This window comes from Streptoverticillium reticulum, from assembly GCF_047456005.1.
Classification (GTDB): domain Bacteria; phylum Actinomycetota; class Actinomycetes; order Streptomycetales; family Streptomycetaceae; genus Streptomyces; species Streptomyces reticulum.
The window spans coordinates 7,932,522-7,950,584 of the sequence record NZ_CP179755.1; the positions used below are offsets into that span (position 1 = coordinate 7,932,522).

Here is an 18,063-nt window from a genome sequence, read left to right on the forward strand (position 1 = left end):
AGTGGGCCTCGGGCGTGGCCGGTTCGGTCGAGCCGAACGCTGTAAAGCGTGACGGCTGGCGGCCACTGAGGATCCGCCCCCGCGTGCCGTCGAACCGGCCTCAGAGCGGGGGCAGTTCGTCGAGTGCGGGCCGGATGGATCGCTCGGCCTTCTCCGGGTACGGGAAGCCGTGGGCCCCGGCCACTTCCGCGGCCAGCTCGGCGAAGAGGTCGGCGGTGGCGCGGGCGCTGCGGAGGATGTCCTCGGCGGTGAATCCGCCGAAGGTCTCCGGCAGGCGCTCCCACACTCCCGGCGCCGCCCACCGGCGCATGCGCGTGCCGCCGTACCAGACGTCGTGGCCGGCGCCGTGCCGCGTCAGGGCGTGCCACTCGATCATGGTCTGCAGCAGCTCCTTTGCCGTCCAGTCCCGGGACTTGGCCACCCACAGCTCACCACGGGCCAGGCAGCGCGGAAGGTGCGCCGTCTCGAACCAGAACTCCGCACAGAGTTCGTGGAATTCCCGGGCATCGGGCAGTGCGGCGGCCGGAGGTGTGCCCGGGGCCGCGGGCAGCCGGGCGGCGGTCCCGTCGCGGTCGAAGAGCACCTCGTAGCCGCGCACGTGCACGTCGTCCAGCCCTGCCGTCGCCAACTCGGCCAGCCGGGACACCGGCAGGATCTGGAAGTCGGCCTTCACACCGTCCTCGAAGAACACCAGCCGCGCCGGGTTGTCCCACGGCCCGTCCAGCCCGACCGAGACCAGCACCGGGCCGATGGCGCCGACCCATTCCTCCGATTCCGCGTACTGCTCCGGGTCGGTCGTGTACAGCTCGATGTCGTGGTCGGAGACGGCGTCGGCCGTGCCGTCGCGCCGGGCCCGTGAGCCCGTGCGCAGCACGGCACGGACGTCGGGCCGGGGTCGTGCCCACTCCAGCACCCGTACGACGAACTCTTCTTCGGCCTCTTCGTGGGTCGTGGAACGCATCACCTCACGACCCTACGTGACCCGTCGGGCCGTGGTGCGACGGATCCGGTCCGTCGCACCACGGCCTGCGCCCCCGTACGGGATCAGGTGTTGGTGCCGGTGGCCCAGATCGGCTGGCCGTCCCGGTTGTAGATCACCAGGTTGTGGTCGTCCTGCAGGGCCAGAATGGAGCCGCGGTTGTCCTCCGACCCGGTTCCCGACTCCCAGGCGACGTTCTGGTCCTCGTCGAAGACGACGAGGTTGCCGTCGTACGCGAAGAGGGCCTCACGCCCGTTCGGGTAGACGTTCTCGGCCTGCCACGTGGGTTTGTCCTCCTGATAGAGGACGAAGTTCCCGTCCTCCTGCAGACGCAGGGACGAGTCGCCCCTTCCGTTGGTCAGCGCCTGGTTCTGCACGATCCTGGTACCGGCCGGGAACTTGGCATCAGCCATACTCGTGCCCTCCTCGGTGTGGATGCGGGGCTCCTTCCCCCGGAGCGCCCCACACGCTACCGACGTGTCCCGCAGCGGCATCAGGGCGTAAAGCGCGCGTCCGGAACGCCATGGGTGGCGCTGTCTGCGCCCTGTCCGTGCGCCGGTGGTCCGCTACCCTTGCATGCAGAACGGGTGTTCGATTGAAGGGTTGTCACATGTTTCTCGGCTTGCGGACCGTGATCTATCCGGCCCCGGACCTCGATGCCGCCAAGGTCTGGTGGACCTCCGTGCTCGGTGTCGAGCCCTATTTCGACGAGCCGTTCTACGTCGGCTTCACCGTCGGCGGATACGAGCTGGCGCTCGACCCGCACGCCGACCCCTCGGCAGGGCCGGTGACCTACTGGGGCGTCCCGGACGCCGACAAGGCGCTGGAGAAGCTCCTCGCCGCCGGCGCGACGGTGCGTCAGGAGGTCCGCGAGGTCGGCGGCGCGATCCGCGTCGCAGCCGTGGCCGACCCCTCCGGCTCCGTCGTCGGGCTGATCGAGAATCCCCACTTCGCGCTCCCCGACGCGCCGCCCGCGGTCGGTGAGGGGCCGGGCCGGTAGTCGGGCATGCACCCGACCCGATGCGAAACCGCTCCACGCGCGCCCCTCGCTCCGCCCGTGCTGCCGATTCCCCGGTGAACAGAGGGGAGTTCGGCTCCCGCAGCCCCGCACGGCCGGAACAATTCCGATTCCGGGAGTCGGGTCTGTCGGATTGGAACGGGAGCGTGGGCCATGCGCAGCATGTGGTCGTGGGCGAGGGCGTACGGGAGTGCGGCCCTGGCCGTGGGGATGGTGGCGGCCGGGCCCGCGGTGGCACCGGTCGAGGCGAACACACCGACAGGCGGCGTCAGTTGCGCGGGAACCAACACCATCGGGTTCTCCCCGGGGCTGAGTCTGCGGGCGAGACGAACCAGGATCACCGGGACGGGCTCCTACCGCTGCACGTCCGCCGCCGACCCCGGGCTCACCGCCGGGACGTCCGAGATCAGCGGCGGCGGGGTGAACGGCTGCTTCGCCTCCGACGCCACCACCGTGGAGAAGATCACCTGGAGCACCGGTGAGCGGAGCGTGGTGGTCTACCCCATGGGCGACGTCCGGCAAGTCGCCGCACAGGCCGTGGTGCTGGTGGTCGGCAAGGTGGTGTCGGGGAGGTTCCACGGGCGGACGGTCGCCTCTCCCGGGGTCCAGCTCGCCCTCGACGTCCCATCGTGCGCGACGGACCGGGGCGTGCAGCGGATCAGCGGTCCGTCGGCGCTGCTGATTCCCTGACCTCGGCCTCGGCCGCGTCCAGCGACCGGCGGCCGTACCGGGCGACCAGGCCGAGGACGTACGCGACGTCGTCCCGGGTGGCGGCGGGGTTGACGGTGCACATGCGGAGCACCGTGGCCTTGCGCACCCGGGACGTGAGGAGCAGGGCCTCGCCCTCCGTGCACACCGCCCGGCTGATCTCCTCCTGCGCGGCGTCGGCATCCCAGCCGGACGGCACATCGGCCGGCTCGTAGCGGAAGGTGAGGACGGCGAGGCTGGGCGGCGTGACCAGCCTCAGCTCGGGGTGGGCCGTGACCAGGGCGGCCGCGTGCTCGGCCAGGTCCATGCCGTGCTCGATCGCCTGCCGGAACGCCCGCGCGCCGAAGGCCTTGAGGGACAGCCACAGCTTCAACGCACGCAGTCCGCGGCTCTGTTGGGGCCCGTGGTCGGAAAGGTTCACCTCGGCGCCCCGGGACGCGGTGGGGTCCAGGTAGCCGGTGTCCAGCGCGTGGCGCTCCAGGTCGAAGGTGGCGCGCAGCAGTTCCGGACGGCGCAGCAGGACACAGCCGATCTCGTAGGGCTGGAAGAGCCACTTGTGCGGGTCGACGGTGAGGGAGTCGGCGCGCCGCAGGGCGGCACGCAGCGCGTGGCCCCGGGCCGTGGCGGCCGCCGCCGCGCCGTGGGCGCCGTCGACGTGCAGCCAGAGGCCTTCATGCGCGCAGAGGCCGACGAGGTCGTCGAGGGGGTCCACGGCGCCGGTCCCGGTGGTGCCGAGCGTGCCGACGACGGCGAAGGGGCGCAGGCCGGCGGCCCGGTCGCGGGTGACGCGGCGCGCGACCTCCGCCGGGTCGAGGCGGAGGTCGTGGTCGGCCGGTACGACGGAGAGCCGGGTGCGGGGGAGGCCCAGGAGGTGGGCGGCGCGTGCGACGGAGGGGTGGGCCTGGCTGGAGCAGTACAGGCGGGCGCCGGAGGTGTCGTCGCCGAGGTGGTGGTCGCGGGCGACGGCCAGGGCGGTGAGGTTGGCGACGGAGCCGCCGCTGACGAAGAGGCCGCCGGTCTCCCGGGGAAGGCCGAGGAGGGTCTTGAGCCAGTCCAGGGTGGTGAGTTCGAGCCGGGTGGGCCCGGCGCCGACCAGCCACGCCCCCGGCACCGAGAGGTGGGCGGAGGCGAGGGCGTCGGCGAGCACGGCGGGGAAGTTGCCGGTGGAGGGGGTGAAGGCGAAGCTGCGCGGGTGGTCGAGGCGGGTCGCCTCACCGAGGGCCTCGCGCGTGACGCGGTCGAGGACGGCGCACAGGTCGTCGGTGCCGTCCTCGGGCAGGGGTTCGTCCAGCGCGGCGCGGAGGGCGTCGGGGGAGGGGACACGGAAGGGCGGCCGCTCGCGCGGTGCGGTGAACCGCTGGATGACGAGTTCGAGCGCATGCCGTCCCGCCTCGCGCATCGGTTCCTCGGCGAGCCGCAGCAGGGGCGGGGCGACGTCGGCCCGTTCGCGGAAGGCGGCGATCCAGGCCCGCGCGCCGGGACCGGGGCGGGGCCGGGGCGCGAGGGCGGCCACGGTGTGCCCGAACTGGAGCAGGGCCAGCTCCTGTCCGGCGGTCACCGGGCCCGGGCGGGCGACGGCCCAGTGCAGGGCTTCGTCGTCGCGGAGTTCGGCGAGGTCGCATGCTGCGGGCAGCGGGCCGGTCGCCGTCCGGCCGTCGCGGCGGTAGCGCCCGGTGGGGGCGAGGCCGGGCAGCACGGTGTCCTCGGCGGCGTGGACGACGAGCTGGCTCGGGCGCCGGGAGCCCGGAGGCAAGGCCGCGGGCACGGACGGGGGCAGCGCGGGCAGGAGGAAGGAGAGGAGATGCAGCCCCAGCGACGGCAGCAGCCCGGCCGCGCGCTCGGCGGCCTGGACCAGGGAGACCACCGTCTGGAAGCGGGGGTTGACCTCGACGGCGAGGAGCCGCCCGTCCTCCTCGACGAGGTCGATGCCGAACATGCCCCGGAAGCCGCGGCCGCGCAGCACCTCGCCCACGCGCCGCGCCGCCCGGCGGGCCTGCGCGTACAGTCCGTCCGGCAGGTCGCCGGGGTGCACGAGCTGGTTGCCGCAGTGCGTGCCCCAGGAGGCGGCGAGTTCGGGAAGCCCGACCAGCTGGTGGGAGACGGCCGAGACCACGGTGCGGTCCGGCCCGGCGCACGCCGTCACGGTCAGGGACATGCCGGGGGCCCGACGGCTCAGCCGGACCGGCTCGTCGGGCCAGGCCGCGAGGCAACGCGCCAGTTCCTCCCGGGAGTCGACGGGGACGGTGCCGCGGCCGATCAGGTTGTTCTCCCTGCGCTGGGCCACGGCCCCGGGCCACCGGCCGTTCCAGTACGCCCCCGCCGCGGCCCGCCCGGCCGCCGGGACGATCACGGACGGCGGCGCGGCCACCCCTGCCTCCGCGAACAGCTCCAGGACGCTGATCTTGTCCGCCGCCCAGGCGGTCACGCCCGGGTCGGGGGCGAGCAGTCGGTAGCCGTGAGTGCGTGCCCAGGTGCGGGCGTTGGGGCCGTGCTCGGGCGCGAACGAGACGCAGACGCGGCGCGGGCCCGGGGTGCCCGCAGGCTCCCGGGGGCCGCCGGGCGGCGGTACGGGCAACGGCTGGAACGCGGAGACCGGTTCATGGCGGAGCCAGGCCGGCGCCGGGCCGAACGAGGCGCTGACGAACGGGCAGTGGTCCAGCCACACGGCCTCGTCGAGCAGTTCGTCCAGCAGGCGCCGGCCCGTCAGGGCGTCGACGCCCTCGATGTCCTCGGCATGCCCGGATTCCTCGGAGGCGGTCATGCCGCACCCCTGGCGAGGTCCTCCACGCGGTGGTGGAGTCGCTCCAGGTACGGTTCGCTCTCCGGTTTCATCAGGACGCTGCGCAGGATGTGCGCGTGGTCGAGGTCGGGCAGAACGTCCCCGTGGCGGCCGGTGAACGCCTGCGCGTCGACGCGGGCGACGCTGAGGAACACCGGATGCTCCTTGGACTCCATGCCTCTGCGCATCACTTCGTGCGATGCCGGATCCACCCGGGACAGCGCGGCGGGCTCCGTGCGCGGGTAGTACGTCACGATGTCGAGCTCCGGCGGCTGGTAGAGATCCAGGTGCGGGGAGCCGTCGAGCAGGCCGGCCCAGCGTACGGCGGCCCGGCGCCCGGCGGCGAGGACGGCGCCCAGTCCCTGCTGCGTGAGCGGCAGCAGCCGGAGGGTGAGCCACAGGGCGGCCGCGGCGGCGCCGGAGCGCGAGCACTCCAGGCTGATCTCGCCCAGGTGCGGACGGTCGGAGGTGAAGTAGGTGTAGGGGGAGTCGTGCCGGTAGAACCGGGCGGCCGCCGGATCGGCGAACAGCACCGCGCCGCAGCCGTAGGGCTGGAGGCCGTGCTTGTGCGGGTCGATCACCACGGAGTCGCTCTGCGCGACGGCCCGCAGCGCCTGCCCGGTGGTCTCCTCCGTGAGCGGGTCGTCGGCGAGCAGTGCGAAGAAGCCGCCGTACGCGGCGTCCACGTGGACGCGGGCACCGTACTGCCGCGCCAGCGGGACGATGCGGTGCACGGGGTCGACGGCGCCCAGCGCCGTCGTCCCGGTCGTGGCGACGACCGTGCCGACGTCCCCCGTGGCCAACAGCCGCTCCAGCGCGGGGACATCCATCCGCCCCCGGTCGTCCACCGGCACGGTGTGCACCCGCACGCCCAGCAGATGGCACATCCGGGCATGCGTGTAGTGACCTTCGGCACTGACCGCGACGGAGAGGCCGGGCCGGCTCTCCCGGGCGACGAACAGCGCCTCCAGATTGGCCAGGGTGCCGCTGCTGGTGAGGTGCCCCAGATGCGTCTCCAGGCCGGCCATCGCGGCGAGTTGCCCCACCGCCTCCTCCTCCATCGCGGACGTGGCCGGACCGCCGTCCAGGGCATGGTTGTTGGAGTTCACCAGCATCGCGGCGAGATACCCGGCGACGGCGACCGGGTGCGGGGGCTTGAGCATCTGCCCCGCGTAGCAGGGGTGGAAGAACGGGTAACTGCCGTGCAGCCGGCCGGTCAGCTCGTCGAACGCGGCGGCACAGGCCTCCGCGCCGACCGCCATGGCCGGGTGGGCGGCGTACTCCTCGTACGACCGGGCCCACGCCTCGAAGGCGTCGACCCCACGGTCCAGCCATCGCTTCAGCTCCATGCCCGCCCCCCGGCGCCACGGCCCACCCGACCGGGCAACCGTAGCCGGGGCTCTCCGCCGCCCGCGGCCACCGGCCGCCGCCTCACCCGAACCGGGGAGGGGTGTACGAACCGCCCCTCCCCGGCCGTCGGACTCAGCGGAGGACGACGTTGTGGGCGGTCGAGACGTCCGGCTGGAGGTCCGCGTAGCCCAGGTCGGCGATGATGGGTCCGAGGATCTTGGCGAAGGCCTCGAACGACTCGGGAGACTCCCACACGTCGGTGACCCGCCAACAGCCTCCGACGGGACCGGCGATGTGGGCGATCAGTCCGGGCACGGGCAGGTCGGCCGGCGAGGCGAAGCCCCGGCCTTCGGTGACGCGGTCGATGCAGTTGTCGTACAACTCCTGGGCGGCAGGCGTGTTTTCCATGTCGAAGGTGACGATGAGGGCCATGGTCGGGTGCTCCTGTCCGTTCTCCACCGGGTTCGGCGGACGCCGCCTCACGGTCTCCCCGCCCCGACGGCGGCGGCAATGGCGCGCGGGGAGGCTCGTCGGAGCGCCGGGAGCTGAAGCGCGTGCAGGCGCTCGCCGTGCGGATCCCTCGCGCCCCTCGGGCCGGAGCCTGCCGGGCCCTGTTCCGGTCCATGCGTTGTTTTGGTCCACGCGTTCCATAACATGCTACGGTGACGATCATGGGTCGACCGCGACAGTTCGATGAGCAGCAGGCGGTGGCGGCGGCGTGCGGCGCCTTCTGGTCGAAGGGGTACGAGGCCACGTCCACGCAGGACCTCTGCGAGGCCACCGGCCTCGGCCGGAGCAGCATCTACAACACCTTCACCTCGAAGGACCACCTCTTCCGGCGCGCCCTGGCGCACTACGCCGACACCATGACGGCGCGTCAGCTCGCCCTGCTCGGCGAGGAGGGGCGCAGTGCCGTGGAGAAGATCCGCGCCCTGTTCGAGGTGGTCGTCGACGGGGAGATGGAGAACCGCCGCCTGGGCCACGGCTCCGGCTGCTTCACCGTGAACACCGTCACCGGTCCGGCCGCGGACGACCCCGGCGTCGCGGAGATCCTGGCCAAGGATCTGGAGCGGCGTCTCGGTGCGTTCCGCGCCGTGATCGAGGAGGGGAGGCGGGACGGATCCGTCCGTTCGCCGCGCGACCCCGCCGGACTGGCCTGGTACCTGAGCTCGGTGATCGCCGGGATGCGGGTCGCCGCCCAGTCCGGTGCCGACCGCGCCGCGCTGGAGCAGATCGCCGCTGCCGGGATCGACGCCCTCGGTCGCTGACGTTCGACGTTCGGCCGCTGTCTGCCCGTACTTCCTGCGGGCCGGCTTTTTCACATCCGTTTTTTGGTCTGATCAGTACAAAATCAAGGGGGGTTCTTTCGCATGCCCAAGTCCGTCCATCTCATGGCGCTCGGCATCTTCGCCATGGTCACCAGCGAGTTCCTGGTCGGCGGCCTCATGCCGCAGATCGCCGACGACCTTCACGTCGGCATCGCCCAAGTCGGCTACCTCATCACGGCATTCGCCCTCGCCATGGCCCTCGGTGGGCCCTTCGCCACGGTCGCCGTCCTCAGACTCCGGCCCAAGACCGCGCTGATGACGCTCTTCGCCGTCTTCCTCGCCGGCAACGTCCTGGCTGCCACCGCCACCGGCTACGGCGTCATGCTCGCCGCCCGCGTCGTCACCGGCACGGCCTCCGCCGCGTTCTTCGGCGTCTCGCTCTCCGTCGTCGCCCAGATCACCTCGCCGGAGGTGCGCGGCCGCGCCATCGGCGTCGCCATGCAGGGACTCATGGTCGGCACCCTCCTCGGGCTGCCCCTCTCCACGCTCGTCGGCCAGCAGTGGGGCTGGCGCGCGGGCTTCGTCGCCGTCGGCGCCATCACCGTCGTCGCCGCCGTCGCCACGGCCGTCGCCGTGCCGTCCCTCGAACACGCCGACGGAGCAGGCGACTTCCGCGACGAGCTCACCGTCTTCCGCAACGGCAGGCTCTGGCTCGTCCTGTGCACCTCGATGCTCGTGATCGGCGCCACCTTCGCCGCGTTCTCCTACTTCACGCCGATCCTCACCGAGGTCACCGGCTTCTCCCGCGGCACCGTCCCGCTGCTCCTCCTCGGCTACGGCGCCGCAACGGTCGTCGGCAACACGGTCGTCGCCCGCCTCGCGGACTCCCACACCATCCGGGTGCTCGTGACGGGCCTCGCCCTCAACGCGGTGTTCCTCACGGCCTTCGCACTGCTCGCGGACCTCAAGGCGCCCGCCGTCGCCGCCATGACGGGCATCGGGCTCGTCGGGGTCACCCTCAACCCGGCGATGATCAGCCGGGTGCAGCGCACGGCGAACGCGCGCCCGCTGGTCAACACCGTCCACTCGTCCTTCATCACGCTCGGCGTGGTGATCGGCTCCGGACTCGGCGGCGCCGCCACCGACAGCTACGGGCTCCGGGCACCGCTGTGGCTGGGCGCGGGCATGGCGGTGCTCGGGCTGCTCACGCTGATACCGGACGTGGTGCGGGTGGCGCGGGTGAGGGTGCCGAAGGCCGCCTGAGCAGGGGCATCCCGGCGGGTCAGGGCGGTGGAGCGGGTCCGCCGGGGGACTTGAGCACGGAGAGGCGGCGCCGGTACTCCTCGTCGTCGATCTCGCCACGGGCGAAGCGCTCGGCGAGGATCTGCTCGGGCGTGGGAGTGGGCGTGGGCGCCGTGGACGAGGTCGGCCGGGTGTGCTCGCGGGGGCGGCCGAAGGCGCGGAAGAGCAGCACGAGGGCAGCGATGATCACTCCCCAGAAGAGGATCATGCTGATCGACATGGCGGCCAGCCCCCAGCCGCCGACGTGGTGGCCGTACCAGGACATCATCGCGTGTCACCTCCATACCTCCATTCGGAGCGTTTCGACGTCCTGTTGCCACTGTGCCTCGGGAACGGCCGCACTGCAGGGGCCACCGGACCGGTCCGGCCCGGTGGCCTTCGGGACGAGGACGTCAGCCGTTCAGCGCGGCGACGCCGGCCTGGGCGAACTTCTCGTCGAGGTCGCCGCTGGGTGCGCCGGCCACGCCGACGGCCGCGACCGGGGCGCCCTTGGCCTGGACCGGGGCGCCGCCCGGCAGGAAGAGGGTGCCGGGGATGTCCTTGAGGTTCGGGGTCTGGGAGAGGCGGCCCATCAGAGCCGAGGTCGGTGCGTTCCAGGAGACGGCGGTGAAGGCCTTCTTCTCGGCGGACTCGTACGACTGCGGGCCCGCACCGTCGCCGCGCAGGGTGACGAGGGTGTTGCCGTTGCGGTCGACGACGGCGACGGAGACCTTCTGGCCCTCCTTCGCCGCCGCGTCCAGGCTGGCCTGCGCGGCCTTGGTGGCGGCGGCGATCGTGAGGTGGGTGGACTGGGTGAGGTTCCGGTCGGACGCGTCGGCCTTGACCGTCGACTTGGCCGCGGCCGCCGGGGCGGCGGCGCTCGCGGCAGCGGCGCCGACGGCTCCGGCCGCGAGGACGGCGGCGGCGGTGGTGACGATCTTCGCGGTGCTGAACTTCTTGGTGTCGGTCATGATCCGATCCTCCGGCCGGTTCCTCTCGTGGTGCCTCGGCCTGCGGGCTGCTCGTGCCGTGCCCGACGGCCGACACCCCTGTCAACCGATCGGTTGATGCGAGGATGGCCGCACCGACCGAGGATGGGTGCGTATGCGCAGGTGAGGAGAGTGCGATGCGGCAGGCGACGCCGTCGGCGGAGGAGGCCGCGGATCCGGTGCGGGCGGCGTCCGACAGCCCCGACAGCCCCGACGGCTCCGGCGGTGACGGTCCCGAGGAGGCCGCGGGGTCCGGGGAGCGCCTCCTCGCGCTCGTCATGCACGCCGCGTTCTTCCTCCTGCTCGGCGCTTCGCTGGCACGGTTCCTCGTCCGGCACCCCGGCAACCCCCACACCTCGTGGATCATCGGGCTCTCCGCCGTCCTGGCCCTGCTGTACCTGCTCGGCCCGGCACCGCTCGCGCGGCCCACACCGCGCCGGCTCGCCTGGCTGGGAGCCGTCGTCGCCGTCTGGATGGTGCTGGTGGTGCTCGCGCCGAGCTTCGCCTGGTGTGCGGTGCCGCTGTTCTTCACGGGCCTGCGCACCCTGCCCTCGCGTGCGGCGCTCGCCCTCGTCGCCATGCTCACCGCCTTCGTGGTCGCCGCCCAACTGAAGCTGTCGACGGGCGGCTTCGACCCGAACCTGGTCCTCGCCCCGCCCGCCGTCGCCGCCATCGCCACCGCCGTCTTCGTCCACATGCAGAGCCAGGCCGACCGGCAGCGGCAGTTGATCGACGACCTCATCCGCACCCGGCGCCACCTGGCCGCCACCGAGCGCCGAGAGGGCACGCTCGCCGAGCGGCAGCGCCTGTCCATGGAGATCCACGACACCCTCGCCCAGGGCCTGTCCAGTCAGCAGATGCTGCTCCAGGCGGCCGACCGGGTCTGGACGGCGGAGCCCGACACCGCCCACCGGCACGTCCGCACCGCCGCCTCGATCGCCGGCCGGAACCTCGCCGAGGCGCGCCGCCTCGTCCACGACCTCGCCCCCGCCGACCTCGCCGACGGCGGCAGCCTGGAGCAGGCCCTGCGCGCGCTGGCCGCCCGCGCCGCGCAGGAGTCCGGCGGACTCGCCGTCCGCTGCATCGTCGAGGGCGCCCCCGCCTTCCCCCTGCCCGGCCGGACGGCCTCCGCGCTGCTGCGCATCGCCCAGGGCGCACTTGCCAACGTCCGCGAGCACGCCGGCGCCCGCACGGCCACGCTCACCCTCACCTTCCTCGGCGACCAGCTGGTCCTGGACATCGCCGACGACGGCCGGGGCTTCGACGTCCCGGCCGCCACCGCACCCGCCCGCGGCCCGCGGGGGCACGGGCTCCCCGCCATGCAGGCCCGCGTCCGGCAGCTCGGCGGCACCCTGACCGTCGAGTCCGCGCCCGGCGAGGGCACCGTCGTATCCGCCGCGATCCCCCTGGAACCCCCCTCATGACCCAGACCCCCGTCCGCATCCTGCTCTGCGACGACCACGCCGTCGTCCGCGCCGGGCTGCTCGCCCTCCTCGGCAGCGAACCCGACATCGAGGTGGTGGGCGAGGCGGGCAGCGGCGAGGAGGCGGTGGCCGCGGCCGCGAAGCTCCGGCCTGACGTGGTGCTCATGGACCTCCAACTCGGCCCCGGGATCGACGGGGTCGAGGCCACGCGGCGCATCGCGGCCACCGGTGTGCACGTCCTGGTCCTCACCACCTACGACACCGACGCCGACATCACGCGTGCGATCGCCGCGGGCGCCACCGGCTACCTGCTGAAGGCCGAGCGTCCCGAGGAGCTCTTCGCCGCGATCCACTCCGCCGCCCAGGGGCGCACCACCCTCTCGCCGCCCGTCGCCAGCCGCGTCATGAGCCACATGCGCGGTGCGGCCCGTCCCGCCCTGACCGCCCGCGAACTCGACATCCTCGCCCAGCTCGCCCAGGGCCTCGGCAACCGCGACATCGCCCGCGCGCTGTTCATCAGCCAGGCCACCGTGAAGACCCACCTGGGCCGGATCTACGACAAGCTCGGAGTCGACACCAGGGCGGGGGCCGTTGCGGTGGCCAAGGAACAACGCCTGCTGCCGTGACGTTTGCTGTCGTGACCCGCGGTCACTCCGCGAGAGCGACGCCGGTCTTTCTGCGGGCGCGGTACGCGGCGGCCTTGATCCTGTTGCCGCAGGACTCCATGCCGCACCACTGCCGTCGGTTGCCGCGCGAGCGGTCGAGGTAGACGCGGGTGCACTCGGGGTTGCCGCACTCCTTCAGCAGGGGGACGTCCGGGCCGCTCAGCAGTTCCACTGCGTGCCGGGCGACGGTGGACAGCGCTTCTCGCTGCGTCGCCGCCGTCCAGCGGCCGGAGCGGGTCAACTGCGGTGCCGCGGGCGCCTTGCGGGCCGCGTCGTTGACCACGGCCAGCGCCTCGTCGTCGAAGTCCGCGCCGAGACGCCGGGCCGTGATCAGCCGGTAGACGGCCTCCCGTACGGTCGTCGCCCGCCCCACGTCGGCCTGCCGGGCGGGCGAGACGGAGTCGACGATGCCGGACTCCACGTACCACGCGTCCAGACGGTCCGGTGCCGCGAACATCTCGTATCGCGCCGTGCGGCGTGCCCGGAGCGTGGCCGCGAAGTCCAGGGCCGGATTGCCGCACATAAAGACGTGATCAAGGTTCACGTCACCATCTTGACGGGTGACTGTGGTGCTCGCAAGGGTCGTCGGCCGTCACCACGGGGGCTTCAGAGGACCATGTCCCATGCCGCACAAGCGAGGAGATTCCTCGCCCCTCCGGGGGCGCAGGCGTCCCGTTCCGGGTCCCGCGGCGAGGCCTCCTTCGTCTCGACCATGTCCGCGTAGGCGATCCGCTCGGGCAGGGCGCCGAACCGTGCATGGCGCGCCGCCGAGTTGCTGTCCTGGGTGCTGCGGTCCTGCATGGTCGGCCTCCGTCATGGAATGGCAGCCTGCCAGGCGACTGTGACACAGCATGCGTCACCAGTCAAACAGGTGACGCGCGCCAACTCTTCGCACGCCAGGGGTGCTTGACCGCACCCCCGTTCCGCTGTGCATGATGAAGCGTCAGCGGAAGTACCCCCCTCGACGAAAGAGACCTCCCGGCATGGCCGTCGTGCACAGGACCACCCTCACGCCCACCAAGGACGAACTGCTCGCCTCCTGGCTGCCCACCCGGCCGTGGTACCGCCCCGGCGCCGGCGCGCCGCAGTTGGAAAGGGCCGGCGGCTTCCGGCTGGACGACCCGAAGGGCGAGGTCGGCATCGAGTTCATGGCGGTGACCGACACCGCGGGCGCGGAACCGGTCACCTACCTGGTGCCGCTCTCCTACCGCGGTGCCCCGCTGGACGGTGCCGAGGACGCCCTCGTCGGGACGATGGACCACGGCGTGCTGGGCAAGCGCTGGGCCTACGACGGCTGTCACGACCCGGTGCTCGTCGCCGAGTTGCTCGCCCTCATCGAGGGCCGCACCCAGCCGCAGGCCCAGAGCGCCAGCAACACCCCCGACCACGAGGTCGCCTTCGCGTACACGGGCGACACCCCGGTCCCGGCGGGCTTCGCCACCGGCACCGAAGTCCAGGAGATCCAGGACGCCACCGGACTCGCCTCCGCCGCCCACGGCGTGACCCTCCGGCTGAACCGCGTCCTGCGCCCCGGCCCGGAGGCCCTCCCGCAGGGCGCCACCGGGCACGTCACGTCCTGGTGGCGGCTTCCCGACGGCACCACCCGGGCCCGCGGCCTGTTCGCCGTCCTGAGCACGGTCCTGAGCACGTCCTGAGCGTGCCCGCGGAGTGACGCACGTCACCGGCGACGGTGTCACAGTCCCGGGCCGCGTGACGTCTCCCCTGTGAGCCGGGCCGCCTCAGGGGCGGCGGACACGCGAAGGGACGAGGCATGGAAACCGTGACGGTACGACGTGTCATTGCAGCACCGATCGCCGACGTGTTCGACTGGTGCGCCGTCAGCACCCACTACACCCGCACCCCGTACGTCCTCAGGGCACGCCTGGCCCGGCCGGGCGCGGGTGCGCCCTACGGGGTGGGCGCCGTCCGGCTGCACACGTGGCTGATCGGCTGGTTCCGCGAGCGGATCACCGCCTACAACCCGCCGTACGCCTTCGACTACGTCGTCGAACGCAGCTTCCCGCCCGCCCGGCACGAGCTCGGCCGCATGACCTTCACCGAGGTCGCCGAGGGCACGCTCGTCGTCTGGACGACCACCACCGAGGTCCGTCTGCCGTTCGGCGCGGGCGCGGCCGTCACGCGCGCGCTCGCCGGCCCCGTCGTCTGCCACGTCTTCGGCAGGATCCTCGACGCCGCCGACACGGCACTCACGGGGAAGACGGCCCGGCCAGGGCGGTGAGGGCGGCGTCGAGGCCGGCGGCCCGGGGCCGGTTCCAGGGGAGCCGGGCGAGGACCTGGGCCATGCCGCAGGTGTCGGTGAGGGCCGAGAAGACCAGGCCGCCCGCTATCGCCGTGGACAGGAGACGGGCCTTCGGCAGGCGGTGCCCGGCGAGCAGCCCGCACAGGACGAGGGAACCGGCGGCCAGGCGTACTTGGCGCTCCATGGCCCAGACGGCGCGGGCGCCCTCGGAGCGGTCGACGTCGTAACCGCGCCCGGCCCAGGCAGTCGTACCGCCGGTGAGGGTGGCGGCACTGACGCCGTGCGCGGCGAGGCGACTGCAGGCCCGGGCGGAACGGTCGCCGGCGGCGCAGACGACGAGGAGGCTGCCGCGCAGGGCGGTGCGCCTCAAGACGTGCACGGCCCGGTCGAGTTGGTCGAGGGGGATGTTGTGGGCGCCCGGCAGATGGCCGGAGGCGTACTCGCCGGGGGTGCGCACGTCGATGACGGTCAGCTCGTGCAGGCGGGCGCGGGCCTGCTCCGGCGTGAGGGCGGCGGTGGTGGTCACGGGTTTCCCCTTTCCTTCCCTGGACTGCCCGGGTGCAGGGTACCGGCAAGGGCATTGCGTCCGAGCCGAACGGCCCAGCAGGCTTGGCAGTCACGGAGTCGCACGCCCAGTTCTGCGGCCCGTTCCTCCAGCAGGGCCTCGGTGCGGGCCTGGGACAGCAGCAGGGCGTACGGGTGCCGGGTGTCCAGTCCGGCGAAGTCCGGACGCGTGCCGAGGGAGACGGCGAACTGCCGGCCGGGCACCGTCCGGCCGACGGCCAGGAAGCGGCCGGCCAGCCCCCGTTGGTCCATCAGCTCCATGCTGCGCGGGTGCAGGTTCAGTGCCCTGGAGTCGCGGTGCGGCGCGGTGCGCTTCTCGACGACCCGGGTGCGTATGCCGGCCGGCGCCAGCTCGCAGGCGAGCAGCAGACCGGTCGGGCCCGCGCCGACGACGATCACCTCGGGGTGCGGGCCGGGCGGCGGGCAGGGTGTGATGCTCGGCAGAGTCATGGCCGCATCCTGCCCGCGGGGGAGAGCACAGGCGACCCCTCCTCTGGCGGCGGACCAGGGCCGGTGCTCCACTGGCGGCCATGCCCCCTATGCCCACGGCCTCCTGGATGCTCGCCACCCCGCGCGCCGTCCTGTACGCCGAGCAGCGACGGCCGCTGCCCCTTGCTGCCGAACCCCGGCCCGGGCAGTTCGCCCGTGCCGCGCGCACAGCGGAGGAGGCGCTCCGCCACGCGCCCGCGGGCTGCGCGGTCGTCGGAGCCCTTCCGTTCGACGAACGCACGGCGGCGATCCTGGCGTTGGCGCGCCCGAGGTGCAGACCGCGCCCTCCGGCCGGTCGTCACGCACCCGGTCCCGCCGCCGTGGACCTCCGGGGCGACCCCGGATACCTCGAAGCCGTCGGCGCGGCGATCGACGCGTGCCGGGCCCGTACCGTGCAGAAGGTCGTCCTGGCGCGCAGCCTGCTGATTCCCGGTCCGACTCCGGACGACGCCCCCGCTCTGCTCGACCGCCTCCTGCGGCAGCAGCCCGATGCCTACGTCTTCTGCGTCGATGTGGGAAACCTCCGGCTGCTGATCGGTGCCTCGCCCGAGCTCCTTCTCTCCCGTACCGGGAACCGGCTGCTGCTCAACCCCCTGGCCGGCAGTGCCCGGCGCCACGCCGATCCGGCCGAGGACGCCGCAGCCGCGCGTGCCCTGCTCGGTTCACCGAAGGACCGGTGCGAACACGGCATCGTCGTCACGGAGCTCGGGCGGCAACTCGATCCCCTGTGTACGGAACTGCACATACCGGCCCGGCCCTCGCTCAAGGCCACCGGTCAGCTGTGGCACCTGTCCACGACGATCCGCGCCCGGCTCCGCCACCCCGCCCCCAGCGCCCTCGCCCTCGCCGACCTCCTGCACCCCACCCCGGCCGTGTGCGGGGCGCCCCGCGAAGGGGCCCGGCGCCTCATCGAGGCTCTGGAGTCCGGGCCGCGGGGCTACTACACCGGGCTGGTGGGGTGGATGGACCGGCACGGGGACGGCCAGTGGGTCATCGCCCTGCGCTGCGGGGAACTCTCGCCGCAAGGGCTTCTCCTGCACGCCGGAGCGGGCATCCTCGCGGCATCGGACCCGGAGGCGGAGCTCGCCGAGACGGATGTCAAACTCTCCACGCTGCTGGGGGTGTTGGCGCTGCGCTGAGCGGGCCGCGGGAAGTGCAGTGCGTCGGCTGCGGGTGCGTTGTGGCTGGTCGCGCCCACGCGGCGGAGCCGCTGGGGGTACCTCCTGGGGGCACCCCCAGCGGTAGCTGGGGGAGGTAGCTGGGGGAGGTAGCTGGGGGAGTAACCGTCCCGCGCCCCTTCGGGACGCGGTCACCTGTTCACACCAGCGTGTCGATGTGACCGATGCACGCCGCCCTGATCACCCGGAGACGGGAAAGCGCGACGCGGTGTTTCACGGCATCGAATTCCGGCGCATCGATCGCCGCCATGACGGCCGTTTCGAGGCTCCTTATCGCCGGGCCCGGCAGGACGAACGTCCCCTGGAGATGGAATCCCGTCTCTATCCGGTTGCGCAGGACGACGTGCAGAGCGTCCCAGGAACGGCGGGCGCCCGGCCGGAGCTTGCGTCTTTCGTCCGGCTCTGCGGCGTCCCGGATCTCCTCCAGCGAGCGGATCACGTCCTGGGCACGCCGGTGGAGTTCGGTCGACAGTTTCCGCACCCGGGCGAAGATCTTCAGTGAGGCTGCTGTTCCGGCCACCATCAGCGTCGTACTCGCGGCGAACATGGAGGGCCGGTACGTGTGGGCGGTATGGCTGCTCGACGTCAGCAGGAGCAGCCCGGCCAGTCCGCACCACAGGGCGAAGACCCGCGCCGTGGCCGCCCGCACCAGCCGTCCTCGCAGGCGGTGCAGGGGAAAGTCGGTCGGCTCCGCCAGCCCGGCGCCGGAGAAGTTGAATCCCCAGACGGCGAACAGCGAGGAAGCTGCCAGCGTTTGGTCGGTCGTGCCCGCGCAGAGCACCGCGACCGTCGCCACGACGGCGAAGAGCGCCCCGACCACGACGACCGGAAGAGAAGTGAGGCGCCACTGCCATGCAGCGGACAGTCCTGCGAACCAAGGGCGGGTCAAGAGTCGCTGCCGCATGGACAAAATCCGCAGGCGGTCGAGCAGAAGAGTCATTCGGATCCGGGTCCTTCCTTACCGGACCGGATTCCTATCAGATCAAGCCGCCATCACGGCAATTCCCCTTCGACGGCGCCGGGCTGGACATCCGGCATCGTGGGCGGGGACCATCGGGCGGTCGTACACGGATACAGGGCCGCTGGTCAGGGCAGAGTTGTCATGTAGCGT

20 protein-coding genes and 1 pseudogene are annotated in these 18,063 nt (G+C 72.8%); 9 read left to right on the forward strand and 12 right to left on the reverse strand.

The features are described 5' to 3' along the window. Positions 1–100: 100 nt before the first annotated feature. Both ACMATS_RS36085 and ACMATS_RS36090 read right to left on the reverse strand, forming a co-directional pair. Entirely contained in the window at positions 101–961 is an 861-nt protein-coding gene (locus tag ACMATS_RS36085; RefSeq protein WP_414170858.1) for an aminoglycoside 6-adenylyltransferase, read from the reverse strand. A gap of 83 nt (positions 962–1,044) precedes the next feature. Further along, positions 1,045–1,392, reverse strand: coding sequence for a hypothetical protein (locus tag ACMATS_RS36090; protein WP_391153434.1), 348 nt, complete (start codon positions 1,390–1,392; stop codon positions 1,045–1,047). Positions 1,393–1,589: 197 nt separating this feature from the next. Between ACMATS_RS36090 and ACMATS_RS36095 the strand changes: the two genes are divergently transcribed. Both ACMATS_RS36095 and ACMATS_RS36100 read left to right on the forward strand, forming a co-directional pair. After that, on the forward strand, positions 1,590–1,979 hold the full coding sequence (locus tag ACMATS_RS36095; RefSeq protein WP_390779522.1) for a VOC family protein: 390 nt from the start codon (positions 1,590–1,592) through the stop codon (positions 1,977–1,979). A 171-nt stretch (positions 1,980–2,150) separates the two neighbouring features. After that, the gene (locus ACMATS_RS36100; RefSeq protein ID WP_391153437.1) at positions 2,151–2,687 is read left to right on the forward strand and encodes a hypothetical protein; all 537 of its coding nucleotides are present in this window, start codon (positions 2,151–2,153) and stop codon (positions 2,685–2,687) included. Here the strand turns inward: ACMATS_RS36100 and ACMATS_RS36105 are convergent. The 3 genes from ACMATS_RS36105 to ACMATS_RS36115 form a co-directional block, all read right to left on the reverse strand. Next, positions 2,656–5,466 carry a pyridoxal-dependent decarboxylase gene (locus tag ACMATS_RS36105; RefSeq protein WP_414170395.1) on the reverse strand — a complete coding sequence of 937 codons (2,811 nt, stop codon included), beginning with the start codon at positions 5,464–5,466 and terminating at the stop codon, positions 2,656–2,658. The genes ACMATS_RS36100 and ACMATS_RS36105 overlap by 32 nt on opposite strands. Beyond that, the gene (locus ACMATS_RS36110) at positions 5,463–6,833 is read right to left on the reverse strand and encodes a pyridoxal phosphate-dependent decarboxylase family protein (RefSeq protein ID WP_414170396.1); all 1,371 of its coding nucleotides are present in this window, start codon (positions 6,831–6,833) and stop codon (positions 5,463–5,465) included. The genes ACMATS_RS36105 and ACMATS_RS36110 overlap by 4 nt, the downstream gene beginning before the upstream one ends. A 133-nt stretch (positions 6,834–6,966) precedes the next feature. Further along, positions 6,967–7,266: a hypothetical protein gene (locus ACMATS_RS36115; protein WP_414170398.1), complete on the reverse strand. Its 300-nt coding sequence runs from the start codon at positions 7,264–7,266 to the stop codon at positions 6,967–6,969. A gap of 239 nt (positions 7,267–7,505) precedes the next feature. Here ACMATS_RS36115 and ACMATS_RS36120 point away from each other — a divergent pair, with 239 nt between their 5' ends. After that, positions 7,506–8,102 (forward strand): TetR/AcrR family transcriptional regulator, encoded by a 597-nt coding sequence (locus ACMATS_RS36120; protein ID WP_391153441.1) that lies wholly within the window; start codon positions 7,506–7,508, stop codon positions 8,100–8,102. A 102-nt stretch (positions 8,103–8,204) separates the two neighbouring features. Next, a complete protein-coding gene (locus tag ACMATS_RS36125; RefSeq protein WP_414170399.1) occupies positions 8,205–9,365 on the forward strand; it encodes an MFS transporter in 1,161 nt (386 codons plus the stop codon). Between the two features lie 19 nt (positions 9,366–9,384). On the opposite strand, the gene ACMATS_RS36130 is transcribed toward ACMATS_RS36125, so the two are convergent. Both ACMATS_RS36130 and ACMATS_RS36135 read right to left on the reverse strand, forming a co-directional pair. Further along, the gene (locus ACMATS_RS36130) at positions 9,385–9,672 is read right to left on the reverse strand and encodes an SHOCT domain-containing protein (RefSeq protein ID WP_390779515.1); all 288 of its coding nucleotides are present in this window, start codon (positions 9,670–9,672) and stop codon (positions 9,385–9,387) included. Between the two features lie 124 nt (positions 9,673–9,796). Continuing rightward, a complete protein-coding gene (locus ACMATS_RS36135; protein ID WP_414170400.1) occupies positions 9,797–10,354 on the reverse strand; it encodes a GlcG/HbpS family heme-binding protein in 558 nt (185 codons plus the stop codon). Positions 10,355–10,509: 155 nt separating this feature from the next. Here ACMATS_RS36135 and ACMATS_RS36140 point away from each other — a divergent pair, with 155 nt between their 5' ends. Further along, entirely contained in the window at positions 10,510–11,796 is a 1,287-nt protein-coding gene (locus ACMATS_RS36140; protein WP_414170401.1) for a sensor histidine kinase, read from the forward strand. After that, the gene (locus tag ACMATS_RS36145; protein WP_391153447.1) at positions 11,793–12,422 is read left to right on the forward strand and encodes a response regulator; all 630 of its coding nucleotides are present in this window, start codon (positions 11,793–11,795) and stop codon (positions 12,420–12,422) included. Before ACMATS_RS36140 ends, ACMATS_RS36145 begins: the two co-directional genes overlap by 4 nt. A 22-nt stretch (positions 12,423–12,444) precedes the next feature. On the opposite strand, the gene ACMATS_RS36150 is transcribed toward ACMATS_RS36145, so the two are convergent. Together ACMATS_RS36150 and ACMATS_RS36155 are read right to left on the reverse strand one after the other, a co-directional pair. Beyond that, positions 12,445–13,005, reverse strand: a complete 561-nt coding sequence (locus ACMATS_RS36150) for a CGNR zinc finger domain-containing protein (protein WP_414170402.1) — start codon at positions 13,003–13,005, stop codon at positions 12,445–12,447. A gap of 62 nt (positions 13,006–13,067) precedes the next feature. Beyond that, positions 13,068–13,262, reverse strand: a complete 195-nt coding sequence (locus ACMATS_RS36155) for a hypothetical protein (RefSeq protein WP_414170403.1) — start codon at positions 13,260–13,262, stop codon at positions 13,068–13,070. A 182-nt stretch (positions 13,263–13,444) separates the two neighbouring features. Here ACMATS_RS36155 and ACMATS_RS36160 point away from each other — a divergent pair, with 182 nt between their 5' ends. Beyond that, the gene (locus ACMATS_RS36160; protein ID WP_414170404.1) at positions 13,445–14,116 is read left to right on the forward strand and encodes a maltokinase N-terminal cap-like domain-containing protein; all 672 of its coding nucleotides are present in this window, start codon (positions 13,445–13,447) and stop codon (positions 14,114–14,116) included. A gap of 116 nt (positions 14,117–14,232) precedes the next feature. Next, positions 14,233–14,700 carry an SRPBCC family protein gene (locus tag ACMATS_RS36165; RefSeq protein WP_414170405.1) on the forward strand — a complete coding sequence of 156 codons (468 nt, stop codon included), beginning with the start codon at positions 14,233–14,235 and terminating at the stop codon, positions 14,698–14,700. Here the strand turns inward: ACMATS_RS36165 and ACMATS_RS36170 are convergent. Together ACMATS_RS36170 and ACMATS_RS36175 are read right to left on the reverse strand one after the other, a co-directional pair. After that, positions 14,669–15,247, reverse strand: coding sequence for a rhodanese-like domain-containing protein (locus tag ACMATS_RS36170; protein ID WP_414170406.1), 579 nt, complete (start codon positions 15,245–15,247; stop codon positions 14,669–14,671). The two genes, ACMATS_RS36165 and ACMATS_RS36170, sit on opposite strands and share 32 nt — an antisense overlap. Before the next feature lie 95 nt (positions 15,248–15,342). Then, positions 15,343–15,735, reverse strand: a pseudogene (locus tag ACMATS_RS36175) (FAD-dependent monooxygenase); the annotation flags it as partial. Between the two features lie 80 nt (positions 15,736–15,815). Between ACMATS_RS36175 and ACMATS_RS36180 the strand changes: the two are divergent. After that, positions 15,816–16,913: an isochorismate synthase gene (locus ACMATS_RS36180; protein WP_414170407.1), complete on the forward strand. Its 1,098-nt coding sequence runs from the start codon at positions 15,816–15,818 to the stop codon at positions 16,911–16,913. A 178-nt stretch (positions 16,914–17,091) separates the two neighbouring features. On the opposite strand, the gene ACMATS_RS36185 is transcribed toward ACMATS_RS36180, so the two are convergent. Further along, complete coding sequence (locus tag ACMATS_RS36185) at positions 17,092–17,856, reverse strand: hypothetical protein (RefSeq protein WP_414170408.1); 765 nt, start codon at positions 17,854–17,856, stop codon at positions 17,092–17,094. Between the last annotated feature and the right edge of the window lie 207 nt (positions 17,857–18,063).